This window comes from Roseobacter sp. SK209-2-6, from assembly GCF_000169455.1.
Lineage (GTDB): Bacteria > Pseudomonadota > Alphaproteobacteria > Rhodobacterales > Rhodobacteraceae > Pseudophaeobacter.
Window position 1 is genome coordinate 139,021 of sequence record NZ_AAYC01000001.1, and the last position, 17,467, is coordinate 156,487.

The 17,467-nt window shown below is 55.8% G+C and carries 20 protein-coding genes and 1 riboswitch; of the genes, 10 read left to right on the top strand and 10 right to left on the bottom strand.

The features are described from left to right. Positions 1 to 24: 24 nt before the first annotated feature. The 8 genes from ybeY (at position 25) to RSK20926_RS00705 (ending at position 8,087) form a co-directional block, all read left to right on the top strand. A complete protein-coding gene (gene ybeY, locus RSK20926_RS00670) occupies positions 25 to 534 on the top strand; it encodes an rRNA maturation RNase YbeY (protein ID WP_008203722.1) in 510 nt (169 codons plus the stop codon). Positions 535 to 556: 22 nt separating this feature from the next. After that, on the top strand, positions 557 to 1,456 hold the full coding sequence (locus RSK20926_RS00675) for a hemolysin family protein (RefSeq protein WP_008203723.1): 900 nt from the start codon (positions 557 to 559) through the stop codon (positions 1,454 to 1,456). Positions 1,457 to 1,474: 18 nt separating this feature from the next. Continuing rightward, positions 1,475 to 2,968 (top strand): apolipoprotein N-acyltransferase, encoded by a 1,494-nt coding sequence (lnt, locus tag RSK20926_RS00680; protein ID WP_157133004.1) that lies wholly within the window; start codon positions 1,475 to 1,477, stop codon positions 2,966 to 2,968. A gap of 61 nt (positions 2,969 to 3,029) precedes the next feature. Next, a riboswitch (SAM-SAH riboswitch) is annotated at positions 3,030 to 3,078 on the top strand. Between the two features lie 6 nt (positions 3,079 to 3,084). Beyond that, on the top strand, positions 3,085 to 4,266 hold the full coding sequence (gene metK, locus RSK20926_RS00685; protein WP_008203725.1) for a methionine adenosyltransferase: 1,182 nt from the start codon (positions 3,085 to 3,087) through the stop codon (positions 4,264 to 4,266). A gap of 137 nt (positions 4,267 to 4,403) precedes the next feature. Beyond that, the gene (locus RSK20926_RS00690; RefSeq protein ID WP_037253195.1) at positions 4,404 to 5,042 is read left to right on the top strand and encodes a hypothetical protein; all 639 of its coding nucleotides are present in this window, start codon (positions 4,404 to 4,406) and stop codon (positions 5,040 to 5,042) included. A gap of 106 nt (positions 5,043 to 5,148) precedes the next feature. Next, a complete protein-coding gene (gene trmB / locus RSK20926_RS00695; RefSeq protein WP_008203729.1) occupies positions 5,149 to 5,904 on the top strand; it encodes a tRNA (guanosine(46)-N7)-methyltransferase TrmB in 756 nt (251 codons plus the stop codon). A gap of 103 nt (positions 5,905 to 6,007) precedes the next feature. Next, positions 6,008 to 7,360: a 3-phosphoshikimate 1-carboxyvinyltransferase gene (aroA, locus tag RSK20926_RS00700; RefSeq protein ID WP_037253198.1), complete on the top strand. Its 1,353-nt coding sequence runs from the start codon at positions 6,008 to 6,010 to the stop codon at positions 7,358 to 7,360. A gap of 109 nt (positions 7,361 to 7,469) precedes the next feature. Further along, positions 7,470 to 8,087 carry a (d)CMP kinase gene (locus RSK20926_RS00705; protein ID WP_008203733.1) on the top strand — a complete coding sequence of 206 codons (618 nt, stop codon included), beginning with the start codon at positions 7,470 to 7,472 and terminating at the stop codon, positions 8,085 to 8,087. A gap of 17 nt (positions 8,088 to 8,104) precedes the next feature. On the opposite strand, the gene RSK20926_RS00710 is transcribed toward RSK20926_RS00705, so the two are convergent. The 10 genes from RSK20926_RS00710 to RSK20926_RS00755 form a co-directional block, all read right to left on the bottom strand. Then, on the bottom strand, positions 8,105 to 8,536 hold the full coding sequence (locus tag RSK20926_RS00710; RefSeq protein WP_008203735.1) for a BLUF domain-containing protein: 432 nt from the start codon (positions 8,534 to 8,536) through the stop codon (positions 8,105 to 8,107). Positions 8,537 to 8,925: 389 nt separating this feature from the next. Continuing rightward, positions 8,926 to 9,570, bottom strand: a complete 645-nt coding sequence (locus RSK20926_RS00715) for a phosphoribosylanthranilate isomerase (RefSeq protein ID WP_008203742.1) — start codon at positions 9,568 to 9,570, stop codon at positions 8,926 to 8,928. A gap of 8 nt (positions 9,571 to 9,578) precedes the next feature. Next, positions 9,579 to 9,929, bottom strand: a complete 351-nt coding sequence (locus RSK20926_RS00720) for a lipopolysaccharide assembly protein LapA domain-containing protein (protein WP_008203743.1) — start codon at positions 9,927 to 9,929, stop codon at positions 9,579 to 9,581. After that, a complete protein-coding gene (gene ihfB / locus RSK20926_RS00725; protein WP_008203745.1) occupies positions 9,930 to 10,214 on the bottom strand; it encodes an integration host factor subunit beta in 285 nt (94 codons plus the stop codon). A 267-nt stretch (positions 10,215 to 10,481) separates the two neighbouring features. After that, positions 10,482 to 11,108, bottom strand: coding sequence for a LysE family translocator (locus RSK20926_RS00730; RefSeq protein WP_008203746.1), 627 nt, complete (start codon positions 11,106 to 11,108; stop codon positions 10,482 to 10,484). Positions 11,109 to 11,135: 27 nt separating this feature from the next. Continuing rightward, complete coding sequence (locus RSK20926_RS00735) at positions 11,136 to 11,699, bottom strand: AAA family ATPase (RefSeq protein ID WP_008203748.1); 564 nt, start codon at positions 11,697 to 11,699, stop codon at positions 11,136 to 11,138. A gap of 250 nt (positions 11,700 to 11,949) precedes the next feature. Next, positions 11,950 to 13,629, bottom strand: a complete 1,680-nt coding sequence (rpsA, locus tag RSK20926_RS00740) for a 30S ribosomal protein S1 (protein WP_037253202.1) — start codon at positions 13,627 to 13,629, stop codon at positions 11,950 to 11,952. Positions 13,630 to 13,878: 249 nt separating this feature from the next. Continuing rightward, the gene (locus RSK20926_RS00745; protein ID WP_008203752.1) at positions 13,879 to 14,376 is read right to left on the bottom strand and encodes a hypothetical protein; all 498 of its coding nucleotides are present in this window, start codon (positions 14,374 to 14,376) and stop codon (positions 13,879 to 13,881) included. 185 nt (positions 14,377 to 14,561) lie between these two features. Beyond that, positions 14,562 to 15,197, bottom strand: a complete 636-nt coding sequence (locus RSK20926_RS00750; RefSeq protein ID WP_037253205.1) for an NAD(P)H-dependent oxidoreductase — start codon at positions 15,195 to 15,197, stop codon at positions 14,562 to 14,564. A gap of 189 nt (positions 15,198 to 15,386) precedes the next feature. Continuing rightward, positions 15,387 to 16,292 carry a LysR family transcriptional regulator gene (locus RSK20926_RS00755; protein ID WP_008203754.1) on the bottom strand — a complete coding sequence of 302 codons (906 nt, stop codon included), beginning with the start codon at positions 16,290 to 16,292 and terminating at the stop codon, positions 15,387 to 15,389. Positions 16,293 to 16,436: 144 nt separating this feature from the next. Between RSK20926_RS00755 and dctP the strand changes: the two genes are divergently transcribed. Further along, complete coding sequence (gene dctP / locus RSK20926_RS00760; protein WP_232281826.1) at positions 16,437 to 17,189, top strand: TRAP transporter substrate-binding protein DctP; 753 nt, start codon at positions 16,437 to 16,439, stop codon at positions 17,187 to 17,189. A 24-nt stretch (positions 17,190 to 17,213) separates the two neighbouring features. Further along, on the top strand, positions 17,214 to 17,345 hold the full coding sequence (locus tag RSK20926_RS23305) for a hypothetical protein (RefSeq protein WP_008203756.1): 132 nt from the start codon (positions 17,214 to 17,216) through the stop codon (positions 17,343 to 17,345). The last annotated feature ends 122 nt before the right edge of the window (positions 17,346 to 17,467 follow it).

A 17,467-nucleotide genomic window follows, 5' to 3' on the forward strand; every position in this document is an offset into this window, starting at 1 on the left:
CACCCTTGGTCTGGATGAAATGCGATGCTTGAAATTTCGATAGAGGATCCGCGCTGGGAGCAGGCAGATTTGCATGCTCACGCGGCAGAAGCCATTGCCGCTGCATTGATGCATTTTGATCTGGAGCCAGAAGATTGCGAAGTCGCTTTGCTGGCCTGCGGTGATGAGAAAATCGCAGAGCTCAACTCGGAGTTTCGTGGCAAGCCGGTTGCTACCAATGTGCTCAGTTGGCCTGCAGAGGACCTGGCCGCTGAGGAGCCGGGCGGACAGCCTCTGCAGCCGGAACCCGATTTTACCGGCGAGATTCCGCTAGGGGATATCGCAATCGCTTTTGATACTTGTCTGCGTGAGGCCAAAGCCGCACAGAAGCCTCTTGCGGATCATTTGCGTCATCTCCTTGTTCACGGAGTGTTGCATCTTTTGGGCTATGATCACATTCGCGACCCTGACGCCACAGTCATGGAAGCTTTGGAAGTCGAAATACTTGGCAAAATGGGTATCGATGACCCATATGAAATAGATGGTCGCTCCTGAGGGAGCATTTTGGATAGGATAGATGGGCGATATAGAAGGCAGTTCTAACGCAGCGCATAGCGCGCTGCAGAACATGAGCAGTTTCTCGGAGAAAGCCGAAACTGCAGATAAGGCTGGGTTCTGGAGTCGATTCTTCGGCTCTTTCGCTGGGCATGCACCCGAAGAGGTGGAAGAGGCCGCACAAGACCCGGCTCCTGAAGCGCAGCCCCATGGTATGATCAACCTGCGGCGGATGCGTGTTGAGGATGTCGCCATCCCCTCGGCAGAGATCCTCTCGGTTCCTGTCTCAATCGAGCGGGACGACCTGGTAAAGGTCTTCCGAGATAGCGGCTATACGCGTGTGCCGGTCTATGAAGGGACCTTGGATACGCCTTTGGGCTTTGCCCATCTCAAAGATTTTGCTTTGACTCATGGTTTTAACGGCAACACTAAACCATTTGACCTGTCGCGCATGCTGCGGCCTTTGCTTTTTGTACCGCCTTCGATGCCAATTGGCGTGCTGCTGGCCAAGATGCAGGCCGAGCGCAGGCATATGGCGCTGGTGATCGATGAATATGGCGGTGTCGATGGGCTGGTTACCATCGAAGATCTGATCGAACAGGTGATCGGTGAAATCGAGGATGAGCATGATCCCGGCGAGGATCAGACTTGGTATCAGGAAAAACCGGGTTGCTATATTGCGCTGGCGCGCACACCACTTGATGAATTCGAAACTGAAATTGGTCGGTCCTTGACCAGTCATGAAGACGTGGACGAGGAAGAGATCGATACGCTGGGTGGCCTGGTCTTTATGTTGTCTGGGCGTGTCCCCGCACGGGGAGAGGTGATTGAGCATCCCGATGGTGCTGAGTTCGAGGTGATCGATGCGGATCCACGTCGGATCAAACGCCTGCGTGTCATGTTGCCAAACTCCACGGCCTAGAACCAAAGGCGGGGTCGGGTGATTTCATCAGTACGAATAAAGGGCCTTTGGAGCTTTGTCCTTGCCTTTGTTTTGGGCGGGCTGCTCTCTCGGGCTTTGGCGCCTCATAATGATCTCTGGGTATTGCCACTCTCTTTGGGTGGGATTGGCGCCTTGCTGCTGGCTGCAAAAAGCTGGCGTGGGGCGGCATTCCTGGGGTGGATGTTTGGCACCGGTTACTTTGCCTTTGCCCTCTCCTGGATCATCGAACCGTTTCAGATTGATGCAGAGCGCTATGCTTGGATGGCGCCCTTTGCACTGGTCTTCCTGGCGGCAGGACTCGCTCTGTTTTGGGCGGCTGCATTTGCTGCTGCGGCAAATAGGCAAGATGGGGAGAAGCAGGTTTTCCTGCTTATCGTGACCTGGTCGATTATGGAGTCTGCCCGCGCTTACTTGCTGACAGGGTTTCCTTGGGCTGCCTTTGGACAGTTCTGGATCGATACCCCGGCTGCGGGTCTTTTGCCCTGGATTGGTCCCCATGGCTTGTCTTTCCTGACGTTGACGGCCTTTCTGCCGCTTGCCTTGGTTCGAGCGCGCAGGGCATTGGCAGCCCTTCCACTTGTTCTCTTGGGTGGGGTGCTATGGCTTTGGCCAGATCCGCCTGCGGTAGGGTACACCGACAAGACTGTGCGCATCGTGCAACCCAATGCCCCGCAAAAAGAGAAATGGCACCCCGAAAAGCGCTGGGACTTTGTTCGCCGCGCCGTCGGCTTAAGTGCTGCGGGTGAGGAGGGGCAGAAGCCTGACCTCATTATTTGGCCGGAAACCGCGTTACCCACATTTCTGGAGGATGCGGGCCTGATATTGCGACAGATCTCTGAACATACCGGTGAAGTGCCGCTCTTGACCGGGATCCAGCGTGAAGAGGATGGTCGCTATTACAATTCCGCCGTGCTGACGGACAAGGAGGGGCGCCCCGATCAGATCTATGACAAGGTGCATCTGGTGCCCTTTGGCGAATATGTACCCTTTGGCAACTTCATGGCGCGCTTTGGTATCCATGGTTTCGCCTCGCAGGCTGGGGCTGGTTACAGTGCAGGTGAGCACCTGACGCCAATGAAGCTACCTATTGGTGCGGCTTTGCCACTCATTTGCTATGAAGCGGTTTTTGCGCATGAGGTGGCGGGGGTAGGTTCTCGGTTTGACCTGATTGTGCAGATTACAAATGACGCCTGGTTTGGAACCCACTCCGGCCCGTATCAGCACCTGGTTCAGGCCAGGATGCGGGCGGCAGAGCAGGGGGTTCCGATGCTGCGCGCCGCCAATACCGGCATTTCCGCGATCATTGATCCATATGGCCGTGTGATCAAGTCATTGCCGCTTGGTGAAGCTGGTGCGTTGGACGGAGCCGTGCCGGAAGCTTTGGCACCAACCTTTTACAGGAAGCGCGGGGATCTTCCCTTTTTTCTCTTCACCATAGGTTTATCGCTCATACTTACTCGTCGGGCAAAGAAGATTGCATCAAAGTCATAGCCGGTTAACGTCTTGCGAATATGAATTGACGGCGAAAGCCGACCCGCGTAGTGCAATGCGATACCTGTCACAACGGCTTCCTGGCGTGACGAGGTGACCTCAGTGGAGCAAATTTCATGACACGTAAGAATTACACTTTCACCTCGGAGTCAGTCTCAGAAGGGCATCCGGACAAGGTCTGTGACCGGATCTCCGATGCGGTTCTGGATGCCTTCTTGGCGGAAGAGCCAGAGGCCCGCGTTGCAGCAGAGACCTTTGCGACCACCAACCGGGTGGTTATTGGTGGAGAAGTTGGCCTCTCTGATCAAGAGAAGCTGCATGACTACATGGGCAAAATCGATGAGATTGCGCGCGCATGTATCAAAGACATCGGCTATGAGCAGGAAAAGTTCCACCACGAGACCGTGGAGATCACCAACCTGCTGCATGAGCAATCGGCCCATATTGCACAGGGGGTAGATGCTGCCGAAGGCAAAGATGAAGGCGCAGGCGACCAGGGTATCATGTTTGGTTATGCGACGACCGAAACCCCTGCCTTGATGCCTGCTCCGATTCAGTACTCTCATGCGATCCTGCGTCGTTTGGCAGAAGTGCGTAAGAACGGAACCGAGCCCTCTCTGGGACCAGATGCGAAATCACAGCTTTCGGTTATCTATGAAGATGGGAAACCGGTTGGTGTCAGCTCTGTTGTGCTGTCTACCCAGCACCTGGATCCAACGCTGACCTCGCAGGATATCCGCTCGATCGTCGAACCCTATATCCGCGAAACTCTCCCGGAGGGGTGGCTGACGGCCAACACCGAGTGGCATGTGAACCCAACCGGGAAATTTGTGATTGGTGGTCCTGATGGGGACGCAGGCCTGACCGGCCGCAAGATCATCGTGGATACCTATGGTGGTGCAGCCCCCCACGGTGGCGGTGCCTTTTCTGGCAAAGATCCAACCAAAGTTGACCGTTCAGCGGCCTATGCGGCGCGGTATCTGGCAAAGAACGTTGTGGCAGCGGGTATGGCCGAGCGTTGCACCATCCAGCTTTCCTACGCGATTGGTGTGTCCAAGCCTCTGTCTATCTATGCGGATACCCATGGCACTGGCCAGGTTGATGCGGCGCAGATCGAGAAAGCCATTGATCAGGTCATGGATTTGACCCCTCGTGGCATCCGTGAGCATCTGGAATTGAACAAGCCGGTCTACCAGCGCACCGCAGCCTATGGGCATTTCGGGCGAGAGCCTGATGCCGACGGCGGTTTCAGCTGGGAACGGACCAACCTGGTTGAAGCTCTGAAAAAAGCCGTTTGAGCGAGCAACAGAGTGAATTTCAAAGGCGGGCCCGGTGCCCGCCTTTCTTGTTCCCAAAAGACGTGTCGTGCTTAGCAGTGACAGGCGGCCAGCTCCATGGTTCAATAGGAAACCGAACCGGTAGAGGGAGCCCCTGCATGATCAGAGTTTTGTTTGCCTTTCTTTTTGCCATAGCCCCTATGCTCCTACAGGCGAAGGAGGTGAAATATGCAAAATTCGAAGTGCAGGGAAACGTCCTGATCTATGATACCGAAAAGAACAACGATGAGATCCGTGATGAGGATATTTCGGAGCTTGAAAGGATGCTTAAGCGGCATTCGGCTATAACGGAGCTGCGCCTGAACAGCGATGGCGGGAGTGTCTATGCGGGCTCGGAAATGGCCTCCATAATCATCAAGCATGGGCTGGATACCCATGTGGATGGGGAATGCATCAGCGCTTGCGTGGATGTCTTTCTGGCGGGCGCACGACGGCGGATGACTCTCGATTCGAAAATTGGGTTCCACCAGCGCAGCTGGCGGGCGGAAGCAGTGCAGAACTACTATCGCCAATGGCGCAAACGGCGCAAATGGGCGACACCTTTTGAGTTCGGGTCCTGGATCTACTCCGACACCCAGACAGAGGTTTTTGAGCATCTCGAATTCATGCTGTCTCGTGGTGTGGATGCAGCCTTTGCAATTCGCACGATGCAGGCGGAACCCAGCGAAGAATGGTATCCAAGCCGTCTGGAATTGATCGCAGCAGGTGTATTGCGAGAGGAAGTCGGCGCAGAATAGCTTCTGCAACTTGACCTGAGGCAGCGGTTGCGGCAGATGGACGGCCAGTTTCGAGATCCTCCTGCCAACTCAATTGGCGGTTCCTGCAAAGAGAAAGTGTCGCATCATGTCTGACGGCAAGAAACCCCAAACCTCCTCTGGCAGTGCCGAGGAAGGAACCCACAAGAGCGGTGCGCCCTGGCGGAATTTCTATGGCCGCTTTAGCGGCAAGACCCTGAAGGATAGCCAACGCCGCTATCTGGATGAAGATCTGGCAGGTCTTAGTCCCGGAGCTGTGAGCTGGGAAGAAAACCCTGAACGCACCCCCCTGGATCTACAGGCGCTGTTCGGAGGGCGTGACGTCTGGTTGGAAGTGGGTTTTGGCGGAGGGGAGCATCTGGTTCATCAGGCTAGCCAGAATCCGGATGTCGGGATCATTGGGGCAGAACCCTTTATCAATGGTGTTGCGATGCTGCTGGGCAAGATCCGCAAGGCTGGCTGTGAGAATATTGCCGTGCATCCGGGCGATGCGCGCGATTTGATGGATGTGATCCCGCCGCAGTCTCTCTCTAAGGCATTTCTGCTTTATCCCGATCCCTGGCCCAAAACACGCCACCACCGCCGCCGTTTTGTGACCGAAGAGCATTTGGAGCCGCTGGCGCGGTGCCTGAAACCAGGCGCCATGTTCCGGGTCGCAACTGATATTCCCGATTATGTGCGCCAAACCTTGGAAGAGGTGCCAAAGGCCGGTTTTGAATGGTTGGTGAGCGATGCGGCTGAATGGCGCACTCCCTGGGAGGACTGGATCTCAACCCGGTATGAGCAAAAAGCGCTGCGGGAAGGGCGTACCCCCTACTATCTGACATTCCGACGCAAAGGCTAAGCAGGCCAGGATTTGCAGTGGGCGATCACCGCTGGACCCTGCTGGTTCAATTCGTTACCGATAGCGGTAGCAACGACTGATACGATCTGACAAAGGAAGCCACATGTCCGGACATGGCACGCCAATCCCGATGACCTCCCACCGTGCGGACCCGCTGACGGGTGTGGCAGAGGTGCCAGGAGATAAATCGATCTCTCACCGTTCCCTGATTCTGGGGGCCATGGCCGTTGGCGAAACCAAGATCACCGGATTGTTGGAAGGCGATGATGTACTGGATACTGCCAAGGCAATGCAGGCATTCGGAGCAGAGGTTGTAAACCACGGCGGTGGCAGCTGGTCGGTCCATGGTGTGGGCGTTGGCGGATTTGCCGAGCCTGATCAGGTTATCGATTGCGGCAACTCCGGAACCGGAGTTCGGCTTATCATGGGCTGTATGGCCACCTCGCCGATTTCGGTCACTTTCACCGGCGATGCCAGCCTCAATGGCCGCCCAATGGCGCGGGTGACAGATCCGCTGGCGCTCTTTGGAGCAAAATCGGTGGGGCGTTCCGGCGGACGGTTGCCCATGACTATTGTCGGCGCGGCTGCGCCCGTACCGGTTCGCTACGAGGTGCCGGTGCCCTCCGCTCAGGTGAAATCTGCTGTGTTGCTTGCCGGCCTGAATGCGCCGGGCAAGACCGTGGTGATCGAGAAGGAGGCAACTCGCGATCATTCCGAACGCATGTTGGCTGGCTTTGGTGCTGAAATCTCCGCTGAGGATACGGAGGAAGGGCGCGTCATCACCTTGACCGGTCAGCCAGAGCTGAAGCCTCAGGTCATCGCGGTTCCGCGGGATCCGTCTTCCGCGGCCTTCCCGGTCTGTGCGGCACTAATCACCCCGGGATCTGACGTCCTGGTGCCAGGCATTGGCCTGAACCCGACACGGGCAGGGCTGTTCTATACTCTGCAAGACATGGGGGCCGATCTAACCTTTGAGAACATGCGTGAAGAAGGGGGAGAGCCAGTCGCGGACCTGCGCGCAAAATACTCTCCGAATATGAAAGGCATCGAAGTTCCGCCTGAACGCGCGGCCTCGATGATTGACGAATACCCGGTCCTCTCTGTTGTGGCCTCTTTTGCAACAGGCAAGACGATGATGGCCGGGGTGAAAGAACTGCGCGTCAAAGAGAGCGACCGCATCGATGCCATGGCACGTGGGCTGCGTGCCAATGGCGTTATGGTGGATGAGGGTGATGACTGGTGGTCGGTTGAGGGGATGGGCCCAGAGGGCGTCCCCGGTGGCGCCACCTGCGAAAGCTTCCTGGATCACCGGATCGCCATGTCCTTTATGGTTATGGGTATGGGGGCTCAGGCCTCTGTGACTGTGGATGATGGCAATCCGATCACAACCTCATTCCCGGTGTTCGAACCCTTGATGAAACAACTGGGCGCCAAATTGGAGAGCGGGGGCCAGTGACCCCTTCATCAACCTAGTTAACATCTCGCAAGCTGTGGAAGGTCAGCAGCGCCACAGCTAGTGCTTTGGCTTGTGGCCATTGGGATCAATTGATAGCGCTGTTGCGAGAATGAAGGAATTTCAGATGTTCTGTATAGCGATAGATGGGCCTGCGGCTGCGGGGAAGGGAACGATCTCAAAGGCTGTGGCGCGTGCCTTGGATGTTGCTCATCTGGACACTGGGCTGCTCTATCGTGCTGTTGGGGTGAAAACGCTGGGAGGGTGTCCGGCCCTTGAGGCGGCGCAGGGCCTGACATCTGAAGACCTGGAGCGAACCGATCTTAGAGGGCCTGAGGCTGCACAGGCGGCATCCAAAGTTGCCGTGTTGCCAGAGGTCCGGGCTGCTCTGGTAGACTTCCAGCGGGCTTTTGCGCGTCGCGCTGGTGGGGCCGTCCTGGATGGCAGAGACATCGGAACAGTGATTTGCCCGAATGCTGAGGTAAAGCTTTTTGTCACTGCAAGTGCGGAGGTCCGTGCGCAGCGTCGGTTTCTGGAACTTTCTGCCAAGGGAGAAGCCGATTCTCTCGCAGCGGTTCTAGCGGATGTAAAGGCGCGCGATGAGCGCGACATGAACAGAGCAGAAGCGCCAATGCGCCCCGCCGATGATGCGGTGATCATCGACACAAGCGAGCTGAGTATCGAGGAGGCTATCGCGGCCTCTCTGCGTGAGATTGAGGCCCGTCGCTAACTCACCGTTGCAGGAGGCTACGCTACCCTGGTCGCATCCTCTCGTAGATTGTGGGCATTCGCAGTCATGAAGACGACCAGATCAAACGGATCTTCTGCTTTCAAATTCAAAACGCCTGGGCGGGCTTCGATCAACTCGTGCAGGGATAGCTGGCTGCCATCGACAAAACCCATCTGCCAGTCAGGTAGCCGACGTTCCTGCAAGGGGCCAAGATCTAGGACAAGTAGATCTTCATGCCGGGGGTCCTTTCCAATTCTGAGCATGGTTTCGATGATCGCTTCCTCTGGCCCTTCCAGGTACTGAATGAAGTAGTTACCTTCACGATGGAGAAATCCGGTGACATCATTCTTTTTGTTATGCGTCTGACAGGATCTGAGGATTTCATTATGCGCAGCGACTTCCGCAGGGACCAGGGCTGTACTCTGGTAGATTGTGTAGCTTAGACCCATCGATACCTCCTGCTATTGCTCGGGCTGGTTTTCTGCTCAATTTCTGAACAGACTCCTAATTCTGGGTGGAAATGACAGACATTTGATGAAGCCTTTGCGTAGCGCTATGCGCCTCCCGGGGAAGTACCGGGACGGAAAACAGACGGGTGAGTGGAACCTGTGCGCGGACGCCGCGGGTGTTTTCAGTTACTTGGACCTGTTGGTATCCATAGCTTCGCCCGATCAAGCAGAGGGGTGGTGTGAGTGAAGGGGTTGCAATGGAGATCAAATCCCGCGGCTCGAAATAACCGTGGAGATTCTGTGATCTTACAAGGGGGCAACATCAAACGCCACGCTTCCCAAGGAAACCTGTCGCTGTCAGACAGCCTCTTCTGCGTCGCTTTTGGGCCTCAGGCGCGTGAAGCGTCGACAAAGCCCGCAATGAGAGTGTGGTCTTTTTGACCTGGCTCGCTTTCTACGCCCGAAGAGACATCGACTTGGCGAGCGCCTGTCATCTTTATGGCCTCAGCGACATTCGCGACATTCAAGCCACCGGCCAACATCCAGGGACGTTGCCAGTATTTCCGTCCCGCGAGCAGTCTCCAATCAAAGGAAAGCCCGTTCCCACCCGGGAGAGTAGCATTCTTTGGCGGTTTCGCATCAATCAAAAGCTGGTCTGCAACCTGTGAATAGAGATCAATATTCTGCAGATCTTCGGCATCCGCGACGCCAATCGCTTTCATCACTGGCAGCCCGTACCGGGCTTTGATTTCAGTAACGCGTTCTGGGCTCTCGTTGCCGTGGAGTTGCAGCATATCCAGTGGAACGGTTGCTGTAATCGCATCTAGTGCTTCGTTATCCGCATTCACCGTCAACGCCACTTTGCACAGACCTACAGGTGCGCAGAGCGCGAGCTCCCGCGCTTGAGTGATTTCAACATGGCGTGGAGATTTGGGAAAGAAGACAAAGCCGGCGTAACTTGCGCCAGCTTTTGCAACAGCATCGACATCCTGCGGGCTCTTCAACCCACAGATTTTGACCTTAATGTCCCGCATTGTTTTGCTCAGGCTGTTTCTTCAAGGATGGCCAGGACTTCGTCCTTACCTTCATGCTTTTGCTTTTTGAGCTTCTGTACTTCCCGCGAGAGTTTGCGAACTTCCCGGGTTTTGCTTCCGGCCTCGCGGCGATGCTTATGTTCGCGCAGCCATTCCCAGATAAAGCCGATGATCAAGCCACCACCGACACCGCCAATGACAACAGCAAAAAGCGGTAGGGAGATGCTTAGGTTCATTCCCGCAAGCTCTGCCAGTGCCTCTGGAAGGAGCTTAAGATCAACAACGGTCCGGTTTGCGAAGCAGACTGAAACCAGGGCGATACCTAGGATCCCTAGGATAGCATAGCGAATGTAGCGCATTTAGGCCTTTCCGTTCAGGCGGTCCCTCAAGAGTTTACCAGTCTTGAAGAACGGAACATGTTTTTCTTCAACCTCGACCGTTTCTCCGGTGCGCGGGTTGCGACCAGTACGGGCGTCCCGCTGCTTCACAGAGAAAGCTCCGAAACCGCGCAGCTCGACCCGGTCTCCCCGCGCCATGGCATCCGTCACTTCCTCAAAAACCGTATTCACGATCCTTTCGACATCCCGCTGATACAGGTGCGGGTTTTCGTCTGCAATCTTCTGAATCAACTCAGAACGGATCATGATACTGTTCCTCCCGGGGTGCCGCTGTGTTTTATGCAGTTATTTCCAGAGTATAGGCATGGTTTGGCTCATTTGGGAACGAATTGTCACAGGGGCAGCTAAAAAACCGCCTCTTTGCGGCAAATACCTGCCGGTGAGAGCGGTGAAGCAGCAGAAAGCTATCATAAGGGAGGAAAACCGGCTGCGGATTGTCAGCGAAAGCCCTAGAGGAAGTCATTGATTCGGCGCTCAAAATGCCTGCTCTTCGCGCTCTGGAGAGCGTCGGGATCAGGCCCGACTGGTTACCGCCAGTAATGAGCCAAACCCAACAAAGGCCCCACCTGTGAGACGTCGCACCCATTTGATCCGGCGCGGAGATTGTAGAAACCGACGCAGCCAGGAGCCGCAAAAAGCAATTAGAACATGGTTCAAGGCACAAAGCGCGCCATAGCTGAACGACAGGATCACCACCTGCAAAGCTGCCGGTTCATTGGCATTTAGAAAAGGTGGGAACAGGGCTGCGGCGGCCATCATTGCCTTGGGGTTGGTCAGTGAGATCGCTAGCGCTTGTAGGGTGAGCCTGCGCATCGGTGCAGCCTGTCCGCTGTTGCCAACTTCTACCACAAAGGCATTGCGGTCGCGCCAAATCTTGATGCCCAACCAGATCAGATAGCCAGCGCCAATGGTCTTGAGTACCAGAAAAGCCAGAGCCGAGGCTTGCATCAAAGCGCCAAGGCCAAACCCCACCAAAAGCCCCAGCACGGCGATCCCGCCGCCATTCACCAAACATACAAGGATCGTTGCTTTGACCCCGTAGCGTAGTGAATTGGTAATGGCCAATAGAACACCTGGCCCAGGGCTGACCACTGGAATGATACTAACGAGGAGAAAAAGCAGCCAAGTTTCAAATACCATTCGCTAACCTCAATAGAAATTTCCCGTTCAGTCATTCAGAATCTCCGCAGGCTTGCAATGGGGTTCTCCTTCTGATCCTTCTAAAGCCCCGGCTGGCCGTCCAGCGCCATAGAGCAGAGTATCAAACCCCTCATCGGAGCTGGGCGCTTCAAAGTGGCGGGTGATTTGATGAAACTGCTGTTCGGTTACATGGAATGGGTGTGCGCCGCTTTTGTTGCGGATCCTCAGCCGCTCTAGGCAGACCTCATCCGGGGTGTCGAGGAAATGCAGCTTGCAGTCGGCGCGAGCCATGTCTGCGATACCTTTTATCCAGGCCCGACCGGAACGTGTATTGGCCTGAAAGTCGAGCACCACGGGCATGCCCGCGCGTAGCAGGGTTGCCACATGAGGTGCCATGGCACTGCGCAATTTGGCAGAGCAGCGGACATAGTCCCGCAGGGAGGCAAGCTCATCGGCAAAAAGCGCCGCTAGCCAGTCATCTTCTGCAATGATTACGGCTCGGTGCCGCCCAGCGAGTTCGGCACAAAGGGTGGATTTTCCGGCAGCGATCTTACCGCACACGAGGTGCAGAACTGCGGGTTCTACGGACATGGAAGTGGCCTTTGTTCAAAACAGTGCAGTTGGGAATTCGAATAGGGATCACCCGGCCTGGCCTATCAGGCCGGGCAGGTAATTCGCTTGCCAAAATCCAGGGCGCGTTTTGATACATAGCCTCGCATGACGGCGACATTGTCAGAGGGGCACCGCGAAGTCCAGGCAGTTGCCAAAGCTCCGGCACAATAGAAAAGCCCCGCCAGTAGCGGGGCTTTCCGTTTCAGATCTGCATTCTGCAGGCCTGGGATCAGTCGCCGTTGTTCAGCGCCGCGCCCAGGATATCGCCCAGCGATGCACCGGAGTCGGAGGAGCCATACTGTTCGACGGCTTCTTTCTCTTCTGCGATCTCGCGTGCCTTGATCGACAGGCCCAGACGGCGGGTCTTGCTGTCGACATTGGTGACGCGGACGTCGACCTTGTCGCCAACCGAGAAGCGCTCAGGACGCTGCTCTGCGCGGTCACGGGACAGATCGGAGCGGCGGATGAAGGACTTCATGCCTTCATATTCCACTTCGATGCCGCCATCTTCGATCGCGGTGACGTTCACGGTCACAATGGAGCCGCGCTTCACGCCGCCAACGGCTTCAGCGAACTTGTCCCCGCCCAGGGCTTTGATGGAGAGAGAGATACGCTCTTTGTCCACGTCCACTTCGGAGACAACGGCCGAAACCATGTCGCCTTTGCGGTAGTTCTGGATCGCATCTTCGCCACGCTCGTCCCAAGACAGGTCGGAGAGGTGAACCATGCCGTCGATGTCGCCTTCGAGGCCGATGAACAGACCGAATTCGGTGATGTTCTTGACTTCGCCTTCGACCTCGGTGCCCTCTGGGTGAGTCTCAGCAAAGACTTCCCATGGGTTGCGCTGGGTCTGCTTGAGGCCCAGGGAAACGCGGCGCTTGGAGCCGTCGATTTCCAGAACCATGACGTCAACTTCCTGGGAAGTGGAGACGATCTTGCCTGGGTGCACGTTCTTCTTGGTCCAGGACATTTCTGAAACGTGGACCAGACCTTCGACACCGGGCTCCAGCTCAACAAATGCACCGTAATCGGTGATGTTGGTAACACGGCCTTTGTGGACCGAGGAGAGCGGATACTTGGCGCCAACCAGATCCCATGGATCTTCCTGCAGCTGTTTCATGCCCAGGGAGATACGGTGGGTGTCTTTGTTGATCTTGATGACCTGAACCTTGACGGTTTCGCCGATCGACAGGATCTCGGATGGGTGGTTCACACGGCGCCATGCCATATCGGTGACGTGCAGCAAGCCGTCAACACCGCCGAGGTCAACAAATGCACCGTATTCGGTGATGTTCTTGACGACACCGTCAACGGAATCACCTTCGGAGAGCTTGCCGATAACTTCGGCGCGCTGTTCGGCGCGGGACTCTTCGAGGATCGCGCGGCGCGACACAACGATGTTGCCACGACGACGGTCCATTTTCAGGATCTGGAAGGGCTGCTTCAGACCCATCAGCGGGCCTGCGTCGCGCACGGGGCGCACATCAACTTGCGAACCGGGCAGGAAGGCAACTGCGCCACCCAGATCGACGGTGAAGCCACCTTTGACGCGGCCGAAGATCGCGCCTTCGACGCGCTGATCGTCTGCGTAGGCTTTTTCCAGGCGGTCCCATGCTTCTTCACGGCGCGCCATCTCACGGGAGATAACCGCTTCGCCGCGGGCATTCTCAGCGGAACGCAGGTAGACTTCTACCTCGTCACCAACTGCGATTTCAGGGGCTTCGCCGGGGTTTGCGAATTCTTTCAGTTCAACGCGGCCTTCCATTTTGTAGCCAACGTCGATCAGGGCCTGACCAGCTTCGATCGCGATCACTTTACCCTTAACAACGGAACCCTCATTTGGGGTGTCCATTTCGAAGCTTTCGTTCAGGAGGGCTTCGAAATCCTCCATAGATACGTTTTGAGCCATGAGGTCTCAGGTTTCCTTTACTAAGTGTTTTCTGGCCGGGTGGTTGTCTCCACCGGTCTTGGTTTCGCCCTACAGAACGTGGCCCGGAACACATCTGATCAAACAAACACAAAGGGCCGAGGTGTACCCCAGCCCTGCTCAGATATGTCGCCCGGACGTTTGCCGCCCATGTATTGACAGCGCGCGTATAAGGGGATTCCGCCTGCTGTGCAAGGGAAAAGCCCTGGGAAAGAGGGTGAAGCGGTAACCCTAATGCGGGTTCGAGATCTCCGGCGAGAAAGCTCTTTCCAAGAGCTCAACGCCCACAAGGATGTATTGCACATCAACTCTCTCCCCTTGCAGAGGCAGATAGATCTCAGCGGTGCTTTGGTAATCAGAGAGCGGGCCGACATAGGGGAGTGTAACCAAAAGCGGGCGCGGGTCAGCGGCAAGTTCAGCAAAAGCTGTCCAAACCATTGACTCTGGACCAAACCCCTCATGCTGTGAAAGCCGGGTGCCCACAAACTTATTTCGCAGAGTTTTGCAGTCTTTGGATCTCGCGTAGAGTGCTTTGAAATCAGAAACTTGTCTGCAAGCATCGCGTTCAATCTCATAGATCGACAGGATGTCTGGGGTGAATTCGGTATTGGGCAACCCCAGCTTGGACAAACTTGGATAGTTCGTACCGTCCATGGCGCCGTGCCAAAGGAGAAACAGGGGTTTTAGCCCTTGTTCAAGGTCACCAACTGAGAAGTCAGATGTAAACATCAAACAACTGGTATCCTACGCCGTTTCCCACTGCAGTTGGCCTGTTAGATCCGCTGGAACAATTCGGAAAAGCCAGGTGCAATGTGCAGATATCTAGCTTGATTTCAGAGAGAAAAAAGTAGTTTGACAAAAAAAACGTGTGAAGAGCGGCAAGGGGCGCGCTGGCCTCTCGCCGCTTTTTGTCATCAGTCGTTGAGCTCAGTCACAAGAGCGCCAAGTGGTTTGCGTACTTTTTTCATGGGTAGCAGCCAGTCGCCCTCTTCCGCGCGATAGCCTAAAGGCAGTAGCAGGACGGACCGTAGCCCCTTTTCCTTGAGACCAAGGATTTCGTCTACTTGTGTAGGGTCAAATCCCTCCATCGGGGTGCTGTCCACTTCCAGCTCTGCTGCCGCTGCCAGGGCAAAACCCAGCGCGATATAGGCTTGACGCGCGGCATGTGCATAGTTTTCCTCTGCGCTACGGGGCAGATACATCGCTTTCAGATTGTCGTAGTACCCTTTCAGCAGATCATTCATGCCGCCGCGTTCTTCCGCCATCTGGTCAACGACTGCATCAATACGCTCTTCGCTGTAATTGTCCCAGGCCGCAAAAACCAACAGATGCGAGCCATCGGTGATCTGCGCTTGATCCCAGGAGACCGGGCGGATCGCGGCACGGGTGTCTTTGTTGCGGATCACAAAAAGCTCGAATGGCTGCAACCCGCTGGAACTTGGCGCCATCTGAACCGCTTCCACGATCTTAGCGACTTTTTCCTCCGGGACCTGTTTGTTTGGGTCCATTTTCTTTGTCGCATAGCGCCAGTTCAGTTTTTCCAAAAACATCAGCTTTCCTATCATTGGAAGGTTTGTCGAGGTTATATTGGAACTAAACTGTTCAGTTCAATATGAGGTTTGGAAAAACTGCAATTTTTTTGCTACTGCGCTGCAATAAGGGCCGCCAAGAGAAGTTCCCCTGCACCACAGGGGGTTCACATGCTGTTCAAGAATAGGGCGGGTCAGAGCGGTTTTGTTTCAACCCAGATGATTACTTTCTTCAACGCAGGCATTCTGCAAGTCTTGAGTGAAAAGCTCCACTGCATGCCTGAGGACATGCACGCGGCGGGTTGCGAGATAGAAGGTTGAGTTCCATCGCATTTGGCTTTTCCCGATTTCCCGAAACCTGCCTTCTACTATCCGACTATGGGCGAAATGTGTTGGCAATGCCCCTAGGAAATGACCCGTCTCAATGAGCATTGCCATGGCTTCCATGTTGGCCACAATTGCGGTGGGTTCAGGCGAGTCGAGTTCGGGTGAGACCAACATGTCATAAGAGCGCTGGCAGAGTTGGTACTGCCCAATCGTTTCAGGGTTGATTTCACAGTCCTCTGCGTCGAACAGCGGATGCCCTTTCGCACAGTAGAGCCTATGCTCTTCACTACAGAGTTCCACATACTCCAACTCTGGCACCTGATTGCGAAACGGAGCGATGGCAACGTTCAATTCACCGCTAATGAGTTGCTGCGTCAGATCCGTGGGGGAGGCAACCACAACTTCGACCCTGACTTCATTCGGGCGCGCGAGGAACCGCTGCAAGCCGCCCACCAGGTTCAGGCCGGGCAGACTGTCGATCGAATCGACGACACCAATGCGAAGGTCTCCGGAAATCGTGTCACGCAGTTCCATTAGTTCGGCGTCGAAATCGCGGGCGCTTCGCAAAATATCGCGGGCTTTTTGGTAGGCAATTTCGCCGCGCTCGGTCAGGCGAAAACCACCGCGACCCCGTTCACAGAGTCGGTAACCCAGCGAGGTTTCCAAGTCTCGAATGCGGATGCTGATAGCGGATTGAGTGACGCCAAGCGCGAACTGTGCATCGGAAAACCCACCGCAGTCCACCACGGTGACAAAGGTTTCCAGCAGCGTGTTGCGCAGCAGTTTCATGGCGCGGATCCTCCTTGGGCTAGCGCAGGTATTACATAAAAATTTCTCTTGTGAAGATAATCAATATAATATTTTTTGATGCTTTGCCGTATGCCGAAGTATTTCCCGACCCTGGTCAATCATGCCAATTGGGAGGAGACCCGCATGGGCTTTACCTTGAAAACCCTAAAGACCACCGCTACCGCAGCATTGCTGAGCCTGGCGCCGACAGCCGTGTTTGCCGAAGACTGGAAATTTTCGATTGAGGAAATTCCGGGCTCGATCATGGATGCCTATGCGCAGGAGTTCAAAAAGCGTATCGAGGCGGCAACCGATGGCGATGTGACCGTGGCCGTCTATCCGATGGGCACGCTGGGCACCCCGACCGAGACCGTCGAGCAGGCTGCGGACGGCATCATCCAGTTCACCAATGTGTCGATAGGCAACCTGGGCACCATCGTGCCGGAAAGCCAGGTCTTCCTGCTGCCCTACCTGTTGCCATCAGATCCGGCGACGAGCTCAAAGATCCTCAGCAGTTCGGACACTATTTATGGCGATCTGAACGCTGAATTCCAGAAGCGCGGCCTGGAAGTGTTGACCATGTACTCCGAAGGCCCGCAGGTTTGGACCACTAACCGTGAGATCCGCACACCGGAAGATTTCGACAACTTCAAGATGCGGGTGATGGTGTCGCCGATCCTGCAGGGAACCTACAAAAACATGGGCGCTAGCCCCACGCCGGTGCCGTTTGGCGAGGTGTTCGGTGCGCTGCAACTTGGGGCCGTGGACGGTCAGGTGAACCCGATCCCGAGCTTCGAAGAGATAAAATTCTACGAGGTCATTAGCCACCTGATCTGGGCGGGTGAGCAGGAACTGGTGATCACCGGGTTGCAGGCTCCGTCTGGTTTGCCACTCTGAAGCCTGACCGGCTTCATCGACGGCGTGGTCAGTGATTTCAAGCAGGCCTGTATAGACGTGATCAAGGAGGCCAAGCCTGACATCGCCCTGGTGGTTTTGACCGAGGAAGAGCGTGACGTCTTCCGCGCCCGCTCCGGCGATACTGCTGGGGCCTAAGTCGAAACCGCCGGTGCCAGCGGCCAGGAGCTCTGGGACGCGTTGCAGGCGGAGCTGGTGGGCAACTGATCCCGCCTCCGACCCTGCGCCGCTATGCGCGGGGCCACACCAAGGGAGGATAT

Coding starts and splice junctions, on each gene's coding strand:
- RSK20926_RS00735 (WP_008203748.1), bottom strand. CDS start 11,699: ATGTCCGTAGAACCCGCAGTTCTGCACCTCGTGTGCGGTAAGATCGCT.
- ybeY (WP_008203722.1), top strand. CDS start 25: ATGCTTGAAATTTCGATAGAGGATCCGCGCTGGGAGCAGGCAGATTTG.
- RSK20926_RS00705 (WP_008203733.1), top strand. CDS start 7,470: ATGAAGGAATTTCAGATGTTCTGTATAGCGATAGATGGGCCTGCGGCT.
- RSK20926_RS00730 (WP_008203746.1), bottom strand. CDS start 11,108: ATGGTATTTGAAACTTGGCTGCTTTTTCTCCTCGTTAGTATCATTCCA.
- metK (WP_008203725.1), top strand. CDS start 3,085: ATGACACGTAAGAATTACACTTTCACCTCGGAGTCAGTCTCAGAAGGG.
- RSK20926_RS00720 (WP_008203743.1), bottom strand. CDS start 9,929: ATGCGCTACATTCGCTATGCTATCCTAGGGATCCTAGGTATCGCCCTG.
- RSK20926_RS00690 (WP_037253195.1), top strand. CDS start 4,404: ATGATCAGAGTTTTGTTTGCCTTTCTTTTTGCCATAGCCCCTATGCTC.
- RSK20926_RS00715 (WP_008203742.1), bottom strand. CDS start 9,570: ATGCGGGACATTAAGGTCAAAATCTGTGGGTTGAAGAGCCCGCAGGAT.
- RSK20926_RS00750 (WP_037253205.1), bottom strand. CDS start 15,197: ATGTTTTTGGAAAAACTGAACTGGCGCTATGCGACAAAGAAAATGGAC.
- dctP (WP_232281826.1), top strand. CDS start 16,437: ATGGGCTTTACCTTGAAAACCCTAAAGACCACCGCTACCGCAGCATTG.
- rpsA (WP_037253202.1), bottom strand. CDS start 13,629: ATGGCTCAAAACGTATCTATGGAGGATTTCGAAGCCCTCCTGAACGAA.
- trmB (WP_008203729.1), top strand. CDS start 5,149: ATGTCTGACGGCAAGAAACCCCAAACCTCCTCTGGCAGTGCCGAGGAA.
- RSK20926_RS00745 (WP_008203752.1), bottom strand. CDS start 14,376: ATGTTTACATCTGACTTCTCAGTTGGTGACCTTGAACAAGGGCTAAAA.
- RSK20926_RS00675 (WP_008203723.1), top strand. CDS start 557: ATGGGCGATATAGAAGGCAGTTCTAACGCAGCGCATAGCGCGCTGCAG.
- aroA (WP_037253198.1), top strand. CDS start 6,008: ATGTCCGGACATGGCACGCCAATCCCGATGACCTCCCACCGTGCGGAC.
- RSK20926_RS00710 (WP_008203735.1), bottom strand. CDS start 8,536: ATGGGTCTAAGCTACACAATCTACCAGAGTACAGCCCTGGTCCCTGCG.
- RSK20926_RS00755 (WP_008203754.1), bottom strand. CDS start 16,292: ATGAAACTGCTGCGCAACACGCTGCTGGAAACCTTTGTCACCGTGGTG.
- ihfB (WP_008203745.1), bottom strand. CDS start 10,214: ATGATCCGTTCTGAGTTGATTCAGAAGATTGCAGACGAAAACCCGCAC.